We start from the raw sequence: 23042 nt of genomic DNA on the forward strand, positions 1-23042 counted from the left end.
ATTATTGCAGCACCAACGGAAGAAACTTTTCAAAAGGCGAAGCAAAAAGGATTAGATTTTATAGAAGTTTGTGTAAATGAAGGTCAAGATGTGGATGCATTTTATCGTAACCGTGTGAACCTGCTCAATTGGAAAAATGAATATGGTATTAGCATTGGCTCGATTGGAAGATGGAAATCATTGCGTATTAATGAAAATGGCAGCGTCATCGAAGAAGAGCTAGAAAGATGCTGCAGATTGATTGATGTGGCAAGTGAATTAGGATGTACTAACTTTGTAAGTGGCTGTAACTATGTGGAAGAATTATCTTTCTATGAAAACTGTACAGCTGCCATTCAGTTTTTCTCATTATTGATTGACTATGCGAAACCAAAAGGAGTAAGGGTCTCTATTTACAACTGCCGAAAGGTGAATTTTGTCAATACTCCGGATGTTTGGAAAATTGTTCATGGTCATTTGAAGGAATTAGGAATCAAATTTGATCCTTCGCACAGTCGATATTTCGGCGGCGATTACCTCCAGGAAACACTTGATTGGGGCGACCGCTTCAACCATGTTCATCTAAAGGGTTCAATGATCATAAATGGCGTGAGAGTAGATGACCCGCCGGCAGGGTTGGACCAAACAGATTGGAAAACATTCATCTCATTATTAAGAGTAAAAGGTTATAAAGGCGGATTAAGTATTGAACCGCATTCTCCTGTATGGACGGGAGAACTGGGGGAAAAGGGAATCGATTACACGATTGAGTATATGAGAAAACTAGCATTTTAAATAGGGGAGAAGTGGTCAAATGAACGACAAGAAACTACGTTATGGATTAATCGGAGCGGGAAGTAATGCGGAGAGAAAGCATATAAATAATTATATGACACTTCCAAATGTCGAATTAGCCGCCATTTGTGATGTGAATATCGAAAATGCACAAAGACTAGCCCAAAAATATAATATCCCAAATGTCTATAGTCAATATGAGGATATGCTAAACAATGAAGAGTTAGATTTAGTAAGTGTTTGTACCCCAAATTTTCTGCACGCGGAGATATCTATTTATGCACTTGAAAAAGGGGTGAATGTGCATTGTGAAAAACCTCTTGCCATTAATGCCCTAGAAGCTCAAAAAATAGTCGAAGCTAAGATTAAATCGGGAAAACAGGTGATGGTTGGTTTAAATAATCGTTTTACAAATGAGGCGGTTTATTTAAAGAAATATATTGATGCGGGTTACTTAGGAGATATCTATCAAGTAAAGGCCGGCTGGATTAGACGGAGCGGTATTCCAGGGAGAGGCACATGGTTTACAAATAAGGAAAGTGCTGGCGGCGGGGTAATGATTGATTTAGGTGTTCATTATCTTGATTTAGCACTATACCTTATCGGGATGCCGGAACCATCGTACGTTACTGGAGCCATTCACCAAAATTTCAGTCATACAACTACACGTAACCGCAACGGTTATAAAGGAAATCCGAACGGTATCTTTAATGTTGAAGATACCGCTATAGGATTCATAGGTCTCCAAAATGGGGCAACAGTCAATTTTGAATTTAGCTGGGCGTCTAATATTGAACAAGACAAAACGTTTGTGGAAATATTAGGGACAAAAGGCGGAGTGAGCCTTATTAATGGTGAGTTAAAGTTACACTCTGAATTATTGGATACTTGCGTGGATATATCGCCAATTCTGAATCCTAATATTAAATTAAAAAATGAGTTTGAACATTTTACAAATTGTATTTTATCTGGTGAAGAATTAATCGCACCTGCTGAACATGGCGTTTACATGATGAATATCATCGACCATTTTTATAAAGCAGCATATAGACAAAAACCAGTAACCTTTGAAAATAGTAAAGACAATATTCTTTTGTTCTCTTCTTCATTTTGAGAAATAAAATAGGTAGAAAATCGTCTTAATTTCTATTAAAAAGGGGTCTTATAAAATGAAACCATTTAAGGTATTATCCTCCTTCGTAATTACCGGAATGTTAACGATTTCATTGGCAGCGTGCGGCAGCAGTACGGATGAAGCTTCCACAACTAAAAAGGATGATACTGAAAAAATAACGATCGGCATGTCATTCCCGGCAGCAGACCATGGCTGGATGGGCGCTGTCATTCAAAATGCCAAGGATGAGGCAAAAAAGTTAGGTGTTGAAATGGTCGTTTCACAAGCAGACAATCCTAATAAACAAACAAATGATGTAGAGGACTTAATTACAAAAAAGGTAGATGCCATTGTCCTTTTGCCAATTGAAACAGACTCGATGACACCTGTTGCAAAAGAAGTAAAAGATGCGAATATTCCATTATTTGTTTTCGACCGTGAATTAAACGATAAGACATATACGGGTTTAGTAAAAGGGGACAATTCTGGAATTGGTAAAAACGCGGCAGATTTTATTGGAGAAGAACTAAATGGAAAAGGAAAGGTAGCGATTATATCATCTGATCCAAGTTCAGTTAATTCGCTGCGTGTTGGCGGTTTTGAGGATGAAATCAAATCAAAATATCCTGATCTCAAAGTGGTAGCAAATCAAAGCGGAAGCTTCCAAAAAGAAAAAGCCTATCAAGTAATGCAAAACGTTCTACAAGCTAATTCAAAAATTGATGCTGTATATACGATAGATGATGAAATGGCGATCGGCGTATTGCAAGCAATTAAAGAAGCTAAACGGGACGATATAAAAATTGTTACAGGTGCCGGCGGATTTAAGGATTTCTATCAAGCTATTAAAGATTCCAATGATATTGAACTGGCAACCTTCACATACTCCCCGCTTATGATTAAAACAGCCGTTGATCAAGCAGTGGACATGGCCAAAGGTAATGCGCCTGAAAAACAGGATACAGTGCTGCCAGCGGAAAAAGTGACAAAGGACAATGTAGTTAAGTATCTCGATCCGAATGCAAACTATTAAAAGCTGTCATACAGAAAATGGCTGTCCTAAAATTAGGGGCAGCCTTCGCGCATGGAGGGATATGAATGGAGATTGCGCTTAAAATGTCTGGGATTAAAAAATCATTTAATGGAGTACCTGTTTTAAAAGGAATAGATTTAGAAATTGGGAAAGGTGAAATTCATGCATTATTAGGGGAAAATGGAGCAGGAAAAAGTACATTAATGAATATTTTAGGGGGAATTCACCAATCCGATCAGGGAACTATCGAGCTATTTGGAGACGAAGTGTCCATCCCTAATCCTCATACCTCTATACAATTAGGAATCGGTTTTATTCATCAAGAACTTAATCTGGTAAGTGATCTTACTATCTATGAAAATCTTTTTTTAGGAAAAGAATGGACAAATGCCCTTGGTTTTCTGGAAAAAAAGAAAATGATTCAAGAAACAAGCAAAGTATTAGAACTACTTGATGTTCACTTAAATCCTAGCATGCTTATTTCTGAACTCGATGTTTCGATGAAGCAAATTGTAGAAATTGCCCGGTCCCTTCTTCAAGACAGCAAAATCATCATCATGGACGAGCCAACCACATCTTTAACAGATAAGGAAATCACTAAACTTTTTACAGTGATGAGCAACTTAAAAGAATCTGGCTATTCGATTATTTTCATCTCTCATAAATTAAAAGAAGTTTTATCTATTTGCGATCGTTATACTGTCCTCCGTGATGGAGAACTTGCGTCATCTGGTGATATTAAGGATGTTACGGAAGAGGTATTAGCTAAATATATGATTGGTAAGGAAGTTAGCGGTACGGAGCAATATGAAATTAGAGAAATAGGTGACATATTGTTAGAAGCAAAAAATCTATCTGCACAACATTCATTTCATAATATTCATTTTTCATTAAGAAAAGGTGAAATCCTTGGATTTACTGGTCTATCCGGCGATGGACGGACAGATCTGTTTGAAACCATTTTTGGGTACCGGACTGGATACTCAGGGGACATCTTTGTAAAAGGTAAAAAGGTAAAGATTAAGAATCCGACAGATGCGGTTTCAAAGGGAATCGGATTTGTTCCGAAAAATCGAAAAGAAAATGGAATTGTTAAAGATTTAAGTGTACTGCAAAATATGACACTATCTTCCTTAAAAAAATTCACCCAATCTCTATTAGTCAATCAAAAAAAAGAGGAGCAAACTTATCAGGTATATCAACAACAGCTAAATATTAAAGCTGTAGATATTCATTCATCCATCGCTTACTTGAGTGGTGGGAATCAGCAAAAGGTTATCTTAGCCAAATGGCTCGAAGCGGACACGGATGTCATTATTTTAGACAATCCTACCCAAGGTGTTGATATTGGAGCAAGAAATGATATGTATCAATTAATGCTTGAATATGCGAAGAAAGGCAAATCATTTATTATCCTGACTTCTGATTTCAGTGAAATTAGGAGAGTTTGTGATCGAGTATTCGTCATGTATCAAGGGGAAATCACAGCTGAATTAAAAAGAGAAGAAGTATCCGATGAAACGCTTATGATTTATGCTACGGGAGCCAAAATGAAGGAGGTTTTAACTTAATGAGTTACGTTCAAAGGTTCTCTTCCATTTGGGGTAAATATAGTTATTTAATCGCCTTTTTAATTATTTTTATTATCTCAAGTATCATAAACGAAAATTTTTTAGAGTCTAATAACTTAATAAATATTCTAAGACAATCGGCTATTATTGGAATTATTGCTCTCGGTCAGACGATTGTCATTTTGTCCGGTGGATTTGACTTATCCGTCGGTGCTACGCTTGCATTTTCCGGATTTTGCGGTCTATCAGTATTAAACTCCACCCATAGCATTTTCATTGGTATTATTGCGACGATCGTATGTGCCCTGCTGATTGGATTAGTAAACGGTTTATTAGTGACAAAGGGTAAAATTGCCCCTTTTATTGTGACTCTTGGTGTCATGGCAATGGCCCGCTCCCTAACTCTTTATCTTGCAAATGGAGGAAGTATAAGCGGGACTATATCGACTTTTCCAAACATCGCGAATGGAACAATATTTGGAATTACCTATCCTATATACCTCTTTATTTTGTTAACTATATTTGTTTACATTCTTTTAAAAAACATGAGATTTGGAATGTATTTATATTCCATTGGAAGTAACGAAAAGGCCTCTATTTTGTCAGCCATTCGTGTGGACCGGATTAAATTAATGGCCTACATGCTATGTTCTGGTTTAGTTGCCGTTGCTGCTATTATTGAATCTTCGCGTTTAAATTCTATTTCATCTTCAAGCTCGGGATTAAACTATGAATTGGATTCCATTGCAGCGGTTGTCATCGGTGGAACGAGACTTTCAGGGGGAAAGGGCAGTATTGTAGGGACCTTCTTTGGTGTATTAATTTTAGGTGTGTTAAATAATGCGATTAACTTAATGAATGTTTCACCGTATTTGCAAGGCCTAGTTAAAGGAATGATTATTATTATTGCCGTATTACTGCAAAAAAAAGAAGCAGTAAATGGATAGAGTAGAAAAGAGGATGAATATAAATGGTAAAAGTAAGTAATCAGGAAAAAGTGATGAATACAGATTATGAAAGTGAAATAAATCAATTGATTAGCAAAATGACACTAGAAGAAAAGGTGGGTCAGCTAACACAATTTCTTCCATCCATATTTGGAGCATTTGGAATGACAAAAGACGAAATCATTGCCAAATTGGTCGAAGGTGAGATTTCATATGTGGAATTTCAAGCAATGGAGAGAAATTATCATAAAGATGAAATCAGAGAAGGCTTGCTTGGTTCGATGGGAGGAATCACCGGTGCAGAGCTCTCAAATGAATTACAAAAAATTGCCGTCGAGGAGTCTAGATTGGGAATACCGCTTCTTTTTGGCTTGGATGTTGTTCATGGCTACAGGACGATATTTCCTATTCCTCTCGCAGAAGCCTGTAGCTGGGATCTGGAATTAATAGAAAAAACAGCAGAAATTGCCGCTAAAGAAGCCGCTGCTGCAGGAATCCATTGGACCTATGCGCCAATGGTAGATATTACAAGGGACCCCCGCTGGGGAAGGATTGCAGAAGGTGCTGGGGAAGATACTTATTTAGGAAGTATGATTGCTGCTGCTAGAGTGAGAGGATTTCAAGGAGAGGATCTAACTAAACCTGAAAGAATACTTGCCTGTGCTAAGCATTTTGCTGCATATGGCGGAGCGGTTGGCGGGCGGGATTATAATACAGTGGACATGTCCCTTCAAACCCTTCATGAAGTATACCTTCCTCCATTTGAAGCTGCGGCAAAAGCTGGTGTAGGAACCTTTATGAGTGCGTTTAATGATTTAAATGGTGTTCCGTGTACGGTAAACAAATATCTATTAACAGATGTATTAAGAGAGCAATTTGGATTCAATGGATTTGTTGTAAGTGACGCCAACTCGATAGCTGAAGTAGTTGTTCATGGAGATTCAGAAAATCGGAAGGAAGCCAGCAAAAAGGCACTAGTGGCAGGCTTAGAAATGGATATGAGTCAGGGGACGTACAAGGAAGATTTACCAGAACAAATTAAGAACGGTACAATACCTGTAGAGGTTTTAGACGAAGCCGTTAGACGAATTTTGCGCGTGAAATATCAGATGGGACTTTTTGAGAATCCTTATAGAACCAATAACGAGATAGAGGAAAAATCATTTTTGGTGCCTGAACATATCGAAATAGCAAGAGAAATGGCAAAACGTTCGATTGTCTTATTAAAAAACGAGGAACATATTCTGCCATTAAAGAAAAACCTTAACAAAATTGCTGTGATTGGTCCATTGGCTGATAATAAAAAGGAGATGCTCGGTACTTGGGCCATCACTGGTAATGAAGAAGATGTGGTCACCATTCTTTCTGGAATTACTTCTGCGGTTGATAAGGACACAGAAATAGTCTACACCAAGGGTTGTGAAGTCCTTGGAGATGAAGGGGCAGACTTTAAGAAAGCTGTAGAGATTGCCTGCGAATCGGACGTGATAATTGCGGTTGTTGGTGAAAATGCCGACATGAGTGGCGAAGCCTCCAGCCGAATGGACTTAAATCTTCCTGGTCGACAGGAAGAATTATTAAAAACATTGCATCAAACAGGTAAACCTGTCGTTGTGATCTTAATTAACGGAAGACCATTATCCATCCCATGGGCGGCCGAGAACGTATCTGCCATTGTAGAAGCATGGCAGCTGGGTATTCAGACCGGCAGCGCTGTCGCGGATGTTTTGTTTGGCGATTACAATCCAAGTGGTAAATTAGTGGCGACATTCCCTTATTCAGTTGGACAAGTCCCTATTTACTATAATCACCCGAGAACAGGAAGACCGGCAAGTAAGATCAAGTTTACTTCTAGATATATTGATGGACCACATCAACCCTTGTATCCTTTTGGCTTTGGTTTAAGTTACACGAAATTTAATTATGAGAACCTTGCTGTAAATTCTCCAGAGGTTACCAAAGATTGTCTTGTAACGATTAGTATAGATGTATCTAATACAGGTCTGCGTGCCGGTGAAGAAGTTGTCCAGCTTTATATTTCTGATGTAGTTGCTAGCAGGGTAAGACCGGTAAAGGAATTGAAAGACTTTAAAAAGATCAATCTGCAGCCAGGAGAACGACAAACTGTTACTTTTAAATTAGATATTAATAGCCTTGGTTTTTATGATGAGGAGATGGGGTATATAGTTGAACCAGGTTTGTTTAAAGTATTCATCGGGTCAAACTCACAAGAAGGAATAGAAGGTGAGTTTAGAGTTTTAGAAAAATAAATTTGAACGAATCAACAACCTATGACTTTTTATAGGTTGTTTTTTTATCTTTTATAAAAAATTAATTACGGGTATCTTGTCCTAGGAAATTATTAATTTATCTTAATAAAATATGATAAAATATCTAGAAAAAACTCTAAATAATGACGTATGATAAAATAAATGTCGGAATTTAATGAAAAAAGGTTAAGAATAATACCTACTTATTTAATCTTTTCAAAGGAACCCACAAAAGCTCACTATAAAGGATAAAAAATTGTACTTAGGTGTTTAATTTATTGAAGGCGTTTACATGTGGACTGCGGTACGATAATTGTAACAGTAGCTACTGAAAGTTTTACAATTTGTAATTGAGGTATTTTGAACTAGGAGGATAAGAGATGGCAAATGGAGCAGTTCCACAAACAAAAGAAAGTTTGGTAGTGCCTCAAATTAAAGGTAATCTTAGTTTTCTTACAAAGTTAAGTTATGGTTTTGGTGAGTTCTCTGCCAGTGTCGTTTGGAGTTTAGCGTCTTCCTATCTATTGTTTTTTTATACAGATGTTTTTGGCATCGCTGGAGGTGCAGCAGCTGTAATCTTGCTTGTAGCAAGGGTATGGGATTGCTTTGTTGACCCAATTCTCGGTTTAATCATGGAACGGACAAAGAGCAAGCATGGACGTTTTAGACCCTATATTCTTTACGGTGCATTTGCTCTAGCTTTATTAAATATTTTGACCTTCTACACTCCTGACCTAACAGGTACAGCCAAGGTTATTTACGCAGGTGTTACATACTTACTATTAGGTACTGTCCATTCTGTCGTAAATGTACCATACGGTGCCCTAGCAACAGTTATGACGAGAGATACTCACGAAAGAACAAATTTAAATGCGTATAGAGGAGTTTTTGGACAAGTCGCTGGAATTCTTACAGGAGCTGCGGTAATGCCTTTAATTACTATCTTAGGTCATGGTAATCAGCAACATGGTTTCTTCTATGCAGCCATTGTATTGTCAGTCGTATCTGCTCCACTATTATTCTTAACCTATAAGAATTGTAAGGAAGTAATTGAGCCAGCATTAGATGAAAGACCATCATTAAAAGAATCTTTAATTGCTGTAGGTGCCAATAAACCATTATTATTAATCTTAGTAAGTCTATTTGTAGTATTATTGGGTGTGTTTGGAAGAATTGGTACTGTAACTTATTACTGTATTTATGTATTAAATCGTCCGGATTTAATTGCGGTTTCATTTACGATTCTTTCAGTATGTGGTGCAATCGGTTCTTTCATCCTTCCGTTTATTGCAAAGTTTTTTGAAAAGAAAACACTCTTAATCGTTGGATCAACGATTACAGGGATTGCATTTATTGCCATGTATTTTACACCTGCAACGAATATTAATATGATTATTGTTTGGACTATCATAGCAAGTTTACCAACTGGTTTTGCCAGCCCAATGGTTTTCAGTATGGTGGCCGACAGTATCGATGATTATCAAGTAAGAACAGGTATCCGTGCTGACGGTGCGATCTATTCCTTTACAAGTCTTTCAACCAAAATTGCAAGCGCTTTAGTGGGTGCATTAAGTGCAACGATCCTGGGAGCAATTGGCTATGTTGCCAATAAACAACAAACTCCTGAAGTAGTTCATGGCATAAACATGTTAGTAAATCTAGGACCTGGTATTGTTTATCTCTTAGCAACCATTCCAATGTACTTTTATAAAATCTCTAAAGCAAAGGCAATGGAGAATACTAATGAACTTTTAAAAAGAAGAACGATTTAACAAGCGTTTTATTACCTTTGAGCTTATAAGTTACACTAATTTGTGTAGCTTATAAGCTATTTTACTAGGAGGTTTTCATCATGAATAAAACCATGCAAGATTTATTGAATCATCAAACCGAAAATTATATCCTGCCTTTTCTATGGATGAGAGGGGAAGAAGAACAAGTTATACGAGAAGAAATTGCTAGAATTTATGAATGCGGAATAAGAGGGATCTGTGTTGAAGCGCGGCCGCATCCAGATTTTGCAGGTCCTGGCTGGTGGCATGACCTTGATATTGTTATGAAAGAAGCAAAGCAGCGGGGAATGCGTGTTTGGGTATTAGATGATGCCCATTTTCCAACAGGCTATGCCAATGGATTAATCGAAAAGAAATATCCAAATCGAAAGAAAACGTATATAAACTATAATACTGTTGATGTATTAGGTGCGCAAAATGAAGTCACGATACATATTAGCCCGATGTTAAAACCGAAGACCTCATGGTTAGATATTGGTAAACCAATAGACAAAGAGGAACAGAAAAATAATATATTAATGAGTGTTGTGGCAGGAAAACTAGTAACAGATGGAATGATTAATGAAGAACTAATCGATTTAACTGACCGTGTGGAAGGTGATTTTTTAACCTGCACCTTACCTGAAGGTCAATGGCGGATTTATGTGGTTTATGAGACAAAAACCGATGGCGGCAACCAGAAATATATAAATATGATAGATGAAGACTCTGTCAGAACGCAGCTTGAAGCTGTCTATCAACCACATTTTGATCGATATAAAGACGAGTTTGGGAAGACCTTTGCTGGGTTCTTCTCAGATGAACCAGCATTTGGTAATGTAAATGGGTTTGATTTTAATGAATCGATTGGAAGAAAAGATATGCCATTACCTTGGAGTGATGAGGCAAAAGCTTTGCTATCCGAAGCTCTAGGGGATCACTGGAGAGGGTTCTTACCTTATTTATGGAACAGTTCTGAAGAAATGAATCATTGTGTCCATACCCGTTATACCTACATGGATATTGTTACCCGCTTATATGAAAAGAACTTTAGTAATCAATTAGGGAAATGGTGTGAAACACACAATGTTGAGTATATTGGGCATGTAATTGAAGATAATGATCAGCATAGCAGATTAGGAAGCGGTGCAGGTCATTTCTTTAGAGCATTGTCAGGCCAGCATATGTCTGGAATTGATGTAATTGGCGGGCAAGTGATTTTTGGAGGTGCAGGGTTAGAACGTCGTGGTATTTTTAAGGGGGATGGTGAATTCTATCACTATACTCTTGGAAAACTCGGCTCGTCCTATGGTCATCTCGATCCGAAGAAAAAAGGGCGAACCATGTGCGAATTATTCGGTGCTTATGGATGGAAGCTTGGCGTAAGAGATATGAAGTATATCTTAGACCATCTAGTTGTCCGTGGTATCAATCACCTGGTTCCACATGCATTTTCAATGCGTGAATATCCTGACTTCGATTGTCCGCCGCACTTCTATGCTCGTGGTCATAATCCACAGTTTAAACATTTTGCCCATCTCATGCACTATGCCAACCGCTTATGTCATATTTTTAATGGCGGCAGGCATATAGCCCCTGTAGCTGTTTTGTATCACGGGGAGAGTGAGTGGACGGGTGAATATTTGAAAATGCAAAAACCAGCTCGAGCCCTTACCGAAAATCAAATTGATTTTGACTTTATTTCGCTTGATATGCTGAATAATTTAGAATCTTATAATGGAAAGTTGGAAAATAATCATCTAATTATAAATGACGAAGAATTTAAATGCTTAATCATTCCTTATAGTCAATATATAACCAAAGAGCTGGCTGCTTTTATTGGAGATGCAGTTGGTTTGCAAATTATTTTTGTGGACGGTAAGCCTGAAGGGATTTCTAATGTCGTAGATAAACAGGAAGTTTCAGAACTATTGAAGGCTATTGAAAGATGCAAACTAGTGTCAATAAGTGAGTTGGCTTCGGAACTGAGGGCTAACGGAATATATGATGTTAAGTTAACGAACGCATTTAAGGATTTAACTTATTATCATTATGAGAAAGAAAATCATATTTACATGTTTCAGAATGAATCCGGACATGAGACCTTTCGTGGGGATATTGAATTATCGGGTGGAGAATTTGCGATCGTCTATAATGGTCTTGAAAATAAATTCGAAAAGGTAACAGTTAGGAAAGAAAATGGAAAAAGTATTATTAGCCTGGAGTTAAAACCTTATGAATCTTGTGTTCTATTTGTGAGTGACGAAACCCTAGGCGGTGAGTATAAAAAATATAATCCTTACTCACTGAAGCTTAATGAATGTGACGAAGCAAGAGATATATCAAAAGATTGGAATTATTCTTTAGTGAAAAACATTGAATATCCGAATTTTGGCGATGTACATCAACTGAAAGAGTTAGTGCCGATTTCCCAAGAACACCCAGCTTTTACTGGAATCATTAAATACGAAAAAGAAATTGAACTAAAAGAAGTACCAAACCAAGGGATATTATCTTTTGAGTATATATATGAGGCAGTAGAACTATGGATTAATGATGAATACGTTGGGATGAAGGTTTGTCCTCCTTATGTTTACGATGTGGCAAACTATTTGCGGAAGGGCACCAATACGATCCGTGTTGAAGTAGCAACTACATTAGACAGGGATCGTTTCAATCAGCCAGAGCCTCCATTTATTGTATGGCATGATCCTATCGATCCAACCGGTATGTTTGGAAAAATTACATTGTCCTATTCATGATTTTTCTAAAAAAGGTGTGTTACCTGAATAAGGCCACACCTTTTCAACCGTTTTATTGATTAATAGGAGGGGAGGAGTCGAATGAAATATCCATATGAAAGTGCGGTCATCAACGAAGAGGTTCCTATGTTGATGTTAATGACTAGTGTGAGATATGTCGCGATGCACTGGCATGACAGGATTGAATTTTTATTTGTAGTGAAGGGCAAAATTCAAGTTCTTGTGGGAAGTGAGGAGTACTCCTTAAAAGAGAATGACTTGCTGCTAATTAACAGCAATGAAATTCACGGAGTGGAAGCAAGTGAAGATAATCGGGTGCTGCTGCTTCAAATTCCAATATCATTTATAAAAAAATGGCATCAAAACATTGAAGTGGAATCATTTCACTGCCAATCCTTTATTGAAAGCGAACAAGGCATGTTTAATTATATTCGTCTCTTGATGATCCGCTTAATGCTGACCTTAAGGAAAGAAGAATTAGGTTACGAGATTAAAATTCATTCATTGCTTTTAGATATCGTTTACCATCTTATTAGCAAATTTAGAGTAAGTAATCATAAACAAATCAACAGAAATAGTATTAAGGATATGGAACGTCTAACAAGAATTACAAACTATATTCAAATGAATTATATGCATCCGATTACCCTCAATGAGATAGCGGAAAATGAGGGATTGACCGTTCCTTATTTATCACGATATTTTCAGCAGCGTATGGGACAGCCCTTTGTAAAATATTTAAACGGGATCCGACTGGAACAGGCAGTAAAGTATTTACTAGAGACCAATTGGCCGGTGATTCAGATTGCCATGGAGTCAGGTTTTTCCAGTTTAAATACGTTTCACAAACTGTTTAAAGATACCTTTCATACAACCCCCTACCAGTTTAGAAAAAATCAGCAGAAAAGCTTGAATAACTCACTTAAAAATGAGGTAAAAGGAATTGAAAGTTATGAATATACCGAAGAAAACGATTTTAATGAGTTGGAAAAGTATATTCAGAGATTAGAAATAATTAATTAGACCAAGAGTTATTAATTAGCAGAATTGAATNNNNAGACAATGAAACTTTGCGGCTTTATTTTTGAAGATTATTTATTTTCAGAAAATATTAAAAATTAATATGATTTTTCTTAATTAATTGAACGTTTTCTAGTACCTTCCTCCTTATAATAAGCGGTATATGAACCGATGGTTAAAATAATATAACCATTTGAAAAGAGGGGGGGGATACCTACAGAGTTTATATTGATTTTGGACGTGGATGCTATTTAAAAATGACAGCGGTTTCATAAATTTTAAAAATGGGGGTTCTTGAATGCAGAAAAATAAAAGATTAATAAGTCTAATGCTTGCTTGTTTTTTACTAATTCTTTCAGCATGCAGTTCGAATAAAGAGAGTTCAACAACTGAAAGTTCTGGTTCGGGGGAAAAAATATCAGAAGTGAATATGGTCTTTTTTACAACTGAAATACCCAAAGATCTCAAACTAGTACAGGATGAAATTAACAAGATATCAGAAGAAAAGATCAAGGTTAGGGTAAAATTAACACCCATTAATATAGGTAATTATGTTCAACAGATGAATTTGATGTTATCTAGTAATGAAAAAGCAGATTTAATGCTTGTTACCTCCTTTTTTGGCTATACATCACAAGTAGCGAAAGGACAATTATTATCATTGGATGATTTGGTAGATAAGTATGGTACGGATATTAAAAAGGCAATGGATCCGGATTATTTAAATGCTGCCAAGGTTTCTGGAAAATTGTATGCAGTTCCAACTCTTCGAGATATGGCAGGAGCACCTGGTATCAATATGCGCAAGGACTTGGTAGATAAATATAACATTGATATTAATAAGATTAAAACACTGGATGATGTAGAATCTGCTTTGAAAACGATCAAGGAAAATGAGAAAGGGATCACTCCAATTGTTCCTTTTCAGCCTGGAGCCCAGCCAACCGTCGTTTATAATTGGTTCGATCCGTTAGGTGACACGATGGGAGTTTTACCTAACTACGACAATAATATGAAAGTAGTAGATCTATATGAAACAGATGAATATGAGCAGTTTGTTAAGACAATGAGAAGATGGTATCAGGAAGGACTTACATTAAAAAATGCAACTACGAATGCTGATCCTGGCACATCGTTAGTGAAGTCAAATGTAGGTTTTAGTTATTTCAGTCCTCAAAAACCTGGAATCGCCTTACAAGAATCACAAATTACTGCTAAGCCAATTGTCACTACTTCACTTTCAAAACCAGTTACAACCACATCTGCCGTAACCACAATGATGTGGGGAATTCCACAGAGCTCTCAGGTCCCGGAAGCAGCAATGAAATTTCTCAATTTAATGTATGGAAACAAAGATATCGTGAATTTGCTAGACTGGGGGATTGAAGGAAAGCATTATGTAAAAGTATCGGACAATGTGATCAAGTATCCAGATGGGGTAAATGCAGGAAACAATGGTTACAACTTAAATATGAGTTTTGCAATGGGGAATTCTTTCCTATCTTATGTGTTCGAAGGAAATAATCCAAATCTATGGAGCGAAACGGAGGAGTTTAATAAAAGTGCAATTAAATCTAAAGCACTTGGATTTAATTTTGATAGTTCATCCGTTAAAACGGAAGTTACAGCGGTTACCAATGTCGTAGGTAAATATGCACTAGGACTTGAATCAGGTGTTTTAGATCCAAATAAGAGTCTACCAGAGTTCATAAAAGGTTTAAAGGCTGCTGGCATTGATAAGATTATTGCAGAAAAACAGAAACAATTAGATGAATGGGCAAAAACTCAAAAATAAACTTGTATTTTAAATCAAATGCCGAGTTAAAGTAAAATGATTATTTTTTAACGAAGTTGACTGGAGCGGAAGGCGCTCGACTCCTGCGGGAGTACGGGGCAGGGGAGACCCCACAGGCGCAAAGCGCCGAGGAGGCTTTCCGGCACGCCCGCGGAAAGTGAGTGCCTGGAGCGGAAATCAACAGCCAAATTTAACAGAGCAAAACCAAAAAAAGGTGCAAGGCATTTGCGCCTTTTTTGGTTTTTAATAGTATTTTGGATTAGGTTAAAAAAAACACTATCATTTTTAATCTATTATCTTTACAAAAATGAAGAATCTTTAAAAAAGGACGAAAATTTATAGCTTATCAGGATAATTAATGTAAGGGAATAAATCAAAGAACGGGTTAAGATATATATGTAAGCGAAATCATTATTTGAATTTAAGATTTTACTAGAAACATAGGAGGATATGACACGATGAAGCTTGGATTTAACAGCGCAATCTTAAATGAATGCACCTTTGAAGAAGTGATTGACTATGCAGCTGAAAACGGTTTTTCATGTGTGGAGCTTTGTGCATGGCCGAAAGGGAAAGCGGCCCGTAAATATGCAGGTGTTACCCATCTTGATGTAGATCACTTAGATGTGGATTATGTCAAGAATTATACCGAAGCAAAAGGAATCAAGATTTCTGCTATTGCTTATTATCCAAATGCTTTAGATGAAGATCCAGAGAAAAGCGAATACTACGTTGCCCACATCAAAAAATGTATTGAAGCAGCACGCAAATTGGATGTTAACATGGTTACTACCTTTATTGGCAGGAACCAGAAGAAAACTGTCGAAGAAAATTTAGAAACAATGACAACTGTATGGAGGCCTGTCGTAGAATTTGCTGAAGAGCTTAGTGTCAAGATTGCGATTGAAAACTGCCCGATGTTATTCACTTCAGATGAGTGGCCAGGCGGACAAAACCTAATGACAACACCAGCCATCTTCCGCCGTGTGTTTGAATTAATCCCAAATCAAAACTTTGGACTGAATTTTGATCCATCGCATTTCGTATGGCAGCAAATGGACTATATCAAACCTATATATGAATTCCAAGAGCGGATCTTCCATATCCACTTTAAAGATATAAAAGTCTATAAGGACCGCCTAAACGATGTAGGAATTATGGCCACACCACTTGAATATATTTCGCCTAAATTACCTGGCCTTGGGGATGTTAATTGGGGCCAATATGTATCTGCATTAACGGATATTGGCTACCGTGGATATGCCGTGATTGAAGTAGAGGACAAGGCATTTGAAGATTCACTTAAATCAAAAAAAGATTCGATTAATATTAGTAAAAACTATTTGAGTCAGTTTTTTGCTTAAATAGATAAACTTATAAATCTAATAAAATTATTTTATAACAAAAAGGGAGAATGAAAATTATGGGTAAATTAAAAATTGGTATTATTGGCTGCGGTGGTATTGCAAATCAAAAGCATTTTCCAGCATTAGCACAATTTAAAGAGATTGCTGAAATGGTTGCCTTCTGTGATATTAAAATTGACCGTGCTGAAAAAGCGGCGAAAGAATATGGAACTGAAGATGCAAAAATTTATGTCGATTATAAAGAGTTATTAAAAGACGAAACCATCGATCTTGTACATGTATTAACTCCAAACGTAAGCCATAGCCCGATTACAGTTGCAGCATTTGAAGCAGGTAAACACGTAATGTGTGAAAAACCAATGGCACACAATACAGAAGCGGCTCAAAAAATGATGGATGCTTGGAAAAAATCCGGCAAGAAATTCACAATCGGATATCAAAACCGCTTCCGTCCAGAGGTTCAATCTCTTTATAAAGCTTGTGAAAAAGATGAGCTTGGAGATGTTTATTTTGCAAAAGCACATGCCCTTCGCCGCCGCGCAGTGCCAACATGGGGCGTATTTCCTGATAAATCACAGCAAGGCGGAGGTCCACTAATCGATATTGGTACACACGCTCTTGATATCACTTTATGGATGATGGATAATTACAAACCAGTTTCGGTAACAGGTTCTGTTTTCAATAAATTAGGTAACCTACCAGAAGCTGTTGAAGGAAATATGTTCGGCCCGTGGGATCCAGAAACATATGAAGTGGAAGATTCAGCTTTCGGTTACATCAAAATGGAGAATGGAGCAACAGTTTTCCTTGAATCTTCCTGGGCACTTAATGTACTAGAATCAAGAGAAGCGGCTACAACTCTATGTGGAACAAAGGCAGGAGCACAAATTAATTCCGGCATGAGCTTCCGCAATAATGAGTTAATTTATAACTCTGCACGCAATGGTATGTTAACAGAGGAGAAAAACTCTGCAGGCGGAGAGATTGCGTTCTTTGAAGGTGGATCTAATAAACCAGAAGTACTTGAAGCAAAACAATGGTTAGAAGCGGTTAAATATGATAAAGAACCACTAGTAAAACCAGAACAAGCATTTGTTGTGACAAAAATTTTAGATGCTGTCTACCGATCTGCTGAAACTGGAAAAGAAGTTGTTTTTGAACAAGAAACAGTAGCATCCAAATAGGAGGTGGACTTAAGTGGCATTTAGTATGAAATTACCTTTCGTCGATGTTGTTTGCGATGAAAGTTTAAAAAACACCTATGTGAATGGGGAAAAATTGGGGTATGAATTCCAAATTCGCTTAAGTAACTATCGCGGACATTACTTATCCTGTATTGAGGAATTTGTGGTTACCGTTGATGGTAAAGAAGTGAATTCGGATGATATCACCTTTGGACTTAATGAGAAAGAGTTTACCTTAAGACAGCTGCCAAGTCTTATTTCAGAGTTTTGGAATTTGATAGACCCAGCTACGATTCATGTATTTGCTCCTGGCGGTTTAACAGAAGGAGAGCATCAAATTGATGTGAAAATGATGTTACGTATTCCATATATGGCTGTTCCTGGAAGAAAGACCGAACGTGAATACGCTGTATTAGATTCTTGCGGAAGCAAAACATTACAGGTGAGAGATTAGGAGAAAGGAGGTCAGATCAGTTGAGTAATATTAAATTAGGTGTTTCTTTATATAGCTTTACCGATGAATATGTAAAAGGAAAATTTACATTAGAGGATTGCATTCGCACCGCAGCTGAATTTGGAGCGGAAGGATTTGAGTTGGTAGGTACGCAAATGCTGCCATCATACCCATATGTAAATGACAAAGTTTTAAATGAATTTAAGGCCATGACGAGTCACTATGGGATCGAATTTATTTCTTACGGAGCTAATGCAGACCGTGGGTTAAGATCTGATCGTGATTTAACTGAAGAAGAATTGCTTCAGTCGTCGATTATTGATTTGAAAACAGCGCATAAATTGGGTTGTAAAATCATGCGTGCTCAATATCTTATTGGGCCATCAGTATTTGCTAAATTAGCGCCATATGCGGAGGCATACGGTATCAAGGTTGGAATTGAAATTCATAATCCTGAAACGCCAACATCACCAAACATCCAGAAATTCACCGAGGTAATTGAAAAAACAGGATCTCCCTATCTTGGATTTGTCACTGATTTTGGTACTTTTGCGACTCGTCCGAATAAACCACATTGGGATGAGGCCTTAGCGAATGGAGCTCCTTTAGAATTATTAGAAATGGCAGCTCAATTACGTTATGATGGTGTGCCAATGATGGAAGCAAGACAACAGCTGCTTGACGCTGGTGCAAATGGTGCTGTCATGGGTGCCTTCCAAGGAATGTATGGTTTCGTAACTTTCTACAACGAACCAGATTATGAGGGGTTAAAACAAATCATGCCACATGTCATTCACTTCCATGGTAAATTCCATTATATTGATGAGAATTTGGAAGAAGCCAGTATTCCATATGATAAAATCTTACCGATTATTCAAAACTCTAATTTTGATGGATATATTGTATCAGAATATGAAGACCATATCTCGGGAAGAGCTTTAGAAATGACCAAACGTCATTTACAAATGGAGCTGAAATTATTAGTTAAATAGATTAAAATAATACAGGTGGGTATTTCACCTGTATTATTTTATAAGGCGGGGAAAAGATGAAAAAACTAATTGGTATTGATCTAGGTGGAACGACAGTAAAATTTGCGATTTTGACAGAAGATGGCGAGATTCAACAAAAGTGGAGTATGGAGACAGATATTCAAAATGAAGGAAAGAATATCGTTCCAAACATTATTGAATCGATTAAACATCGTCTTGATTTGTATGGGCTTTCAGCTGATGATATTTTAGGAATCGGAATGGGTTCTCCTGGGACAGTTGATCGTGAAAAAGGGACTGTCATTGGAGCATTTAATTTAAACTGGAGTACCTTGCAGCCTGTGAAGGAATTGATTGAAGCTGGAACAGGTATTCAATTTTATATTGATAATGATGCCAATGTTGCCGCATTAGGCGAGCGCTGGAAAGGTGCCGGTGAAGATGGTACCGATGTTGTCTTTGTTACACTTGGAACAGGTGTAGGGGGCGGTATTATCGCAGACGGCAATCTTATTCATGGTAAGGTTGGTGCAGGAGGAGAAATTGGCCATGTTATTGTAGAGCCAAATGGCTATCAATGTACATGTGGAAATCAAGGCTGTCTAGAAACAGTTGCAAGTGCAACAGGTGTTGTCCGTTTAGCCAGAGATTTTTCAGAAAGATATGCTGGGGAATCCGAATTAAAGTGGTTAATTGATGATGGACAAGAAGTGACGGCTAAGACCGTTTTTGATCAGGCTAAAAAAGAAGATAAATTAGCCTTAATCGTTGTCGATAAATTTTATTATTATTTGGGACTAGCATGCGGCAATATTGGAAACATCTTAAATCCGGAAACGATTGTTATTGGCGGGGGAGTATCAGCGGCTGGAGACATGCTGTTAAAAGGGGTAGAAGAATATTTCCAAAAGTTTGCCTTCCCAACAGTAAAAACTAGTACGAAACTGAAGCTTGCTCAGTTAGGAAATGATGCTGGGGTAATTGGGGCAGCATCGTTAGTGAAACAAACTAGGAACAGCTAATAAATAAGCCAATACGTACAAGGTGAAAATAATATCTTATATGTATTGGCTTTTAATATTAAATTTTAATATTCATATNNCTATAAGCTAATGGCATATCTTTTAATTGTATCATCATTTTTTCGTCACCGTTTAATACTCGTCCTGCTTGCCATTCTCCATTAACAAATTCGCCTTCTTCGAATCGTAACAATTCCACGTATGTATTTTTTCCTGGCTTTGAAAAGAATTGAACCTTAAACATCGTTCCAATAACGACGAACTCATTTTCCGAAAGCTCAAAAATCATCCCGCCTGAAGTTGGTTTATAGGGTGTTTTCGGCGTATATGAAACGAGAATATCATATTTGTTAAAATGCAGCAGTTTACCAAAGTCATGTTCATTTCTCTTTACGAAACTTTGTAAATGACTGGTGCCTCTATATTTAAAATAAATTGGTTTAATATTCTCTATAATGGAATAGCTCTGTGCTAAATATGCTGCGCTGCCTTCAATTTCAAATGCTGTGGGGTCAATATTTAATGCCATCATTATTTCTAGTGGTGGTTTTTCAATAGCTTCCGGATTCATTAAGAGTTCTTCAATGCCAAATGGTGCATAACAAATAGCGTTACAACCGCCAACAGCATATAGGGCATATGTAGCTGAGACAGCATCCTTTCGGACCTCTGGAATGAATAATGGATTGCCATCTTGACTATATTCATCCAGTACATCAGGTACATATGGAACATAAATATCCGGTGCAAGACAAAATAGAGAAGGAGCCATTAAATTCCACATTTTACGCATCTTCATTACAGGACCGCCACTTGGATAGGTTCCAGCACGCCACGGGAATTGTTCCAGCCATGCATTGGCATAGCAAGGGAGAGGATAAGCCTTTTGACCTGCGTTCGTAATTCGTTCTACTGCAGCTGAAAAATAATAAGCCATAAAGTATTCGCTAGCATCATAGCCAAATGCTTCTTCCCATGTTCCAGAAACTTGGTATTCTTCAGCAACGGATCGAGGAATTTCTCGAGAAAAAGCTTCATTTGCTTTAATAGAATAATCTCGATCCGTCCCTAAAAGTCCGATTTCATTTTCAACCTGCATAACAATAACCGTATTGTCTTCTGAATCCATAGATTTGATAAATTTCATTAAGTGATAAAATGCATTTGCATCTTTTTCAATTGCAGCTTCACATAAAGGTGAAATGGTATTGATTGCTTCACCGTTTGGTTTACAAGAACGGAAATAGGTTCTGGTATCTTTTTTCATCCAGTGGGGCACATACATAGATTCTGAATTTTTCCATAAGCCAAACCAAAGGAAAATAAGATGCATGTTATTTTCACGCGCCTGGTTGATCAGGCCTTCAACGATGGTAAAGTCAAATTGATTTTCTTCGGGCTCAATTAATTCCCAGTAAACAGGGACAATCACCGAATTCATGTTTAATGTTTTTAAATTTGGCCAAACCTGTTTTTCCATGTATTCCAGGTTCGAGGCACTGGAATTATGGATTTCTCCCGACAAGGCAATAAAGGGCTCGTCATGAACGTATAATGTTGGAATATCATTGTTCTTTTTGATATGAGGGATTGTTGACATGATACAATCATCCTTTCATAATAAGATTATATTAATATTTTAATAAATATTAATAGTAGAAAAAATCTTAAAATATTATTGTTGATATGAATATATTAAGAATTGAATGGGGCTTTTTGAATTATGAAAAAGGTTTTTTTTACAAAATATACTGAACAAAACTTAAAACTACCTTTTGTCTTATATTCTTTAGGTTTAAATCATAGGCAGGAATACATAAACAGACCCTCAGGTATGCCATTTTTTCAGTGGATTCAAGCTGTCAAGGGAAGAGGCGTGCTAGAAATAGATAATAAACAGTATGTGGTAGAGGAAGGGAGCGGGATGTTATTCTTCCCAAATGTTGGTCATAAATATTATGGAGTGAGCAAAGAATGGATTGTTCATTTCATGTGTTTTACAGGCTATGGGACAAAGGACTTTTTTGAAAACATCGAGATTGAGCAATCTGGTATCTATAATCTAAACGATCTTGAAAAAGTAGAGAAATATATGGAAGAATTATTTTTAATTTATACTCGCGATAGCCGAATGGAAATGTATGATTTTTCAAGAGTGCTTTATGATATCTTACTGGAGTTCCCAAAATCAACAACCCAACCAAATGAGAAGTTTATTCAAAACCAGAATAACAAAGTACACCTCGTAATGGATTATATAAACCAACATTATAACGAGCCCATTGTGTTATCTGATTTAGCAGAAAAGGTCCAATTGTCAAAAGAGTACCTTTGCCAGTTATTTAAAAAGATAAACGGATTTTCTATTTTTGACTATATTACAGATATTCGTTTAGTCAATGCGAAAACATTACTTATTAAAGAGAGGAACGAGAAAATCAAGAATATTAGTAGAATGTGCGGATATGAAGATGTTAGTTATTTTGGGATGGTATTTAAGAAAAAAGAAGGTATGACGCCTGCGAAATTCCGAGAACTACATTAAAGGACTGGAATGTCCAGTACAAGCGTATAGAGGATACCAGTGTTTCCCCCTTCGACATCGATAGACTATGAAACTAACAAACTGTTATTATAAAGGGAGCGCAGGTTTATTTATAGGTTTTTTTTTTTAGGAGGGGTGGAATTGGTTGGTACACTAGATTCTCAGTCTTCAATTGGTTCAAAGTTAGTCACTATTACCATTATGAATAATAAAAGTACCTTGGATCATGCACATCGTGATATTGAATTAATCTATTTGATAAGGGGTAACTTGCAGGTGAAAGTGAATCATGAAATCCTGCAAATGAATAGCTCTGATTTTTTATTGGTGAATTCGAATGAATTTCATTCTTTTCAATCTAAGAAGGATAATTTATTTGTTGTCTTCCATTTTAATTATTCTGAACTAAGTTCATTGCTG

18 protein-coding genes are annotated in these 23042 nt (G+C 37.0%); 17 read left to right on the forward strand and 1 reads right to left on the reverse strand.

Going from position 1 to position 23042, the window contains the following annotated elements; translation table 11 throughout:
- The 15 genes from V7266_RS22315 to V7266_RS22385 all read left to right on the forward strand — a co-directional run.
- A partial coding sequence (locus V7266_RS22315; protein WP_335471104.1) for a sugar phosphate isomerase/epimerase family protein occupies window positions 1–774 on the forward strand: 774 nt, incomplete at its 5' end.
- 19 nt (window positions 775–793) lie between these two features.
- On the forward strand, window positions 794–1888 hold the full coding sequence (locus V7266_RS22320; RefSeq protein WP_335471105.1) for a Gfo/Idh/MocA family protein: 1095 nt from the start codon (window positions 794–796) through the stop codon (window positions 1886–1888).
- A 55-nt stretch (window positions 1889–1943) separates the two neighbouring features.
- Complete coding sequence (locus V7266_RS22325) at window positions 1944–2921, forward strand: substrate-binding domain-containing protein (RefSeq protein WP_335471107.1); 978 nt, start codon at window positions 1944–1946, stop codon at window positions 2919–2921.
- Window positions 2922–2986: 65 nt separating this feature from the next.
- Window positions 2987–4492 carry a sugar ABC transporter ATP-binding protein gene (locus V7266_RS22330; protein ID WP_335471109.1) on the forward strand — a complete coding sequence of 502 codons (1506 nt, stop codon included), beginning with the start codon at window positions 2987–2989 and terminating at the stop codon, window positions 4490–4492.
- A complete protein-coding gene (locus V7266_RS22335) occupies window positions 4492–5439 on the forward strand; it encodes an ABC transporter permease (RefSeq protein ID WP_335471111.1) in 948 nt (315 codons plus the stop codon). Before V7266_RS22330 ends, V7266_RS22335 begins: the two co-directional genes overlap by 1 nt.
- Before the next feature lie 23 nt (window positions 5440–5462).
- Window positions 5463–7709, forward strand: a complete 2247-nt coding sequence (bglX, locus tag V7266_RS22340) for a beta-glucosidase BglX (protein ID WP_335471114.1) — start codon at window positions 5463–5465, stop codon at window positions 7707–7709.
- A 380-nt stretch (window positions 7710–8089) separates the two neighbouring features.
- Entirely contained in the window at window positions 8090–9481 is a 1392-nt protein-coding gene (locus tag V7266_RS22345; protein WP_335471116.1) for an MFS transporter, read from the forward strand.
- Window positions 9482–9561: 80 nt separating this feature from the next.
- Complete coding sequence (locus V7266_RS22350) at window positions 9562–12243, forward strand: glycosyl hydrolase (RefSeq protein WP_335471118.1); 2682 nt, start codon at window positions 9562–9564, stop codon at window positions 12241–12243.
- A gap of 81 nt (window positions 12244–12324) precedes the next feature.
- Window positions 12325–13266, forward strand: coding sequence for a helix-turn-helix transcriptional regulator (locus V7266_RS22355; protein ID WP_335471120.1), 942 nt, complete (start codon window positions 12325–12327; stop codon window positions 13264–13266).
- A gap of 295 nt (window positions 13267–13561) precedes the next feature.
- Entirely contained in the window at window positions 13562–15058 is a 1497-nt protein-coding gene (locus tag V7266_RS22360; protein ID WP_335471123.1) for an ABC transporter substrate-binding protein, read from the forward strand.
- 458 nt (window positions 15059–15516) lie between these two features.
- Complete coding sequence (locus V7266_RS22365) at window positions 15517–16422, forward strand: sugar phosphate isomerase/epimerase family protein (RefSeq protein ID WP_335471126.1); 906 nt, start codon at window positions 15517–15519, stop codon at window positions 16420–16422.
- A 59-nt stretch (window positions 16423–16481) separates the two neighbouring features.
- Window positions 16482–17609, forward strand: a complete 1128-nt coding sequence (locus tag V7266_RS22370; protein WP_335471128.1) for a Gfo/Idh/MocA family protein — start codon at window positions 16482–16484, stop codon at window positions 17607–17609.
- A 13-nt stretch (window positions 17610–17622) separates the two neighbouring features.
- Window positions 17623–18063, forward strand: a complete 441-nt coding sequence (locus tag V7266_RS22375) for a C-glycoside deglycosidase beta subunit domain-containing protein (protein WP_335471129.1) — start codon at window positions 17623–17625, stop codon at window positions 18061–18063.
- A gap of 20 nt (window positions 18064–18083) precedes the next feature.
- Complete coding sequence (locus V7266_RS22380; RefSeq protein WP_335471131.1) at window positions 18084–19055, forward strand: sugar phosphate isomerase/epimerase family protein; 972 nt, start codon at window positions 18084–18086, stop codon at window positions 19053–19055.
- 56 nt (window positions 19056–19111) lie between these two features.
- Entirely contained in the window at window positions 19112–20077 is a 966-nt protein-coding gene (locus V7266_RS22385) for an ROK family glucokinase (protein WP_335471134.1), read from the forward strand.
- Window positions 20078–20135: 58 nt separating this feature from the next.
- On the opposite strand, the gene V7266_RS22390 is transcribed toward V7266_RS22385, so the two are convergent.
- Complete coding sequence (locus tag V7266_RS22390; protein WP_335471137.1) at window positions 20136–21677, reverse strand: DUF5597 domain-containing protein; 1542 nt, start codon at window positions 21675–21677, stop codon at window positions 20136–20138.
- Between the two features lie 123 nt (window positions 21678–21800).
- Here V7266_RS22390 and V7266_RS22395 point away from each other — a divergent pair, with 123 nt between their 5' ends.
- Both V7266_RS22395 and V7266_RS22400 read left to right on the forward strand, forming a co-directional pair.
- Window positions 21801–22622 carry an AraC family transcriptional regulator gene (locus tag V7266_RS22395; protein ID WP_335471140.1) on the forward strand — a complete coding sequence of 274 codons (822 nt, stop codon included), beginning with the start codon at window positions 21801–21803 and terminating at the stop codon, window positions 22620–22622.
- A 141-nt stretch (window positions 22623–22763) separates the two neighbouring features.
- On the forward strand, window positions 22764–23042 hold a 279-nt coding region (locus V7266_RS22400; protein ID WP_335471143.1), incomplete at its 3' end, for an AraC family ligand binding domain-containing protein.

The sequence above is a fragment of the Neobacillus drentensis genome, from assembly GCF_036965645.1.
Taxonomy (GTDB): domain Bacteria; phylum Bacillota; class Bacilli; order Bacillales; family Cytobacillaceae; genus Neobacillus; species Neobacillus drentensis_D.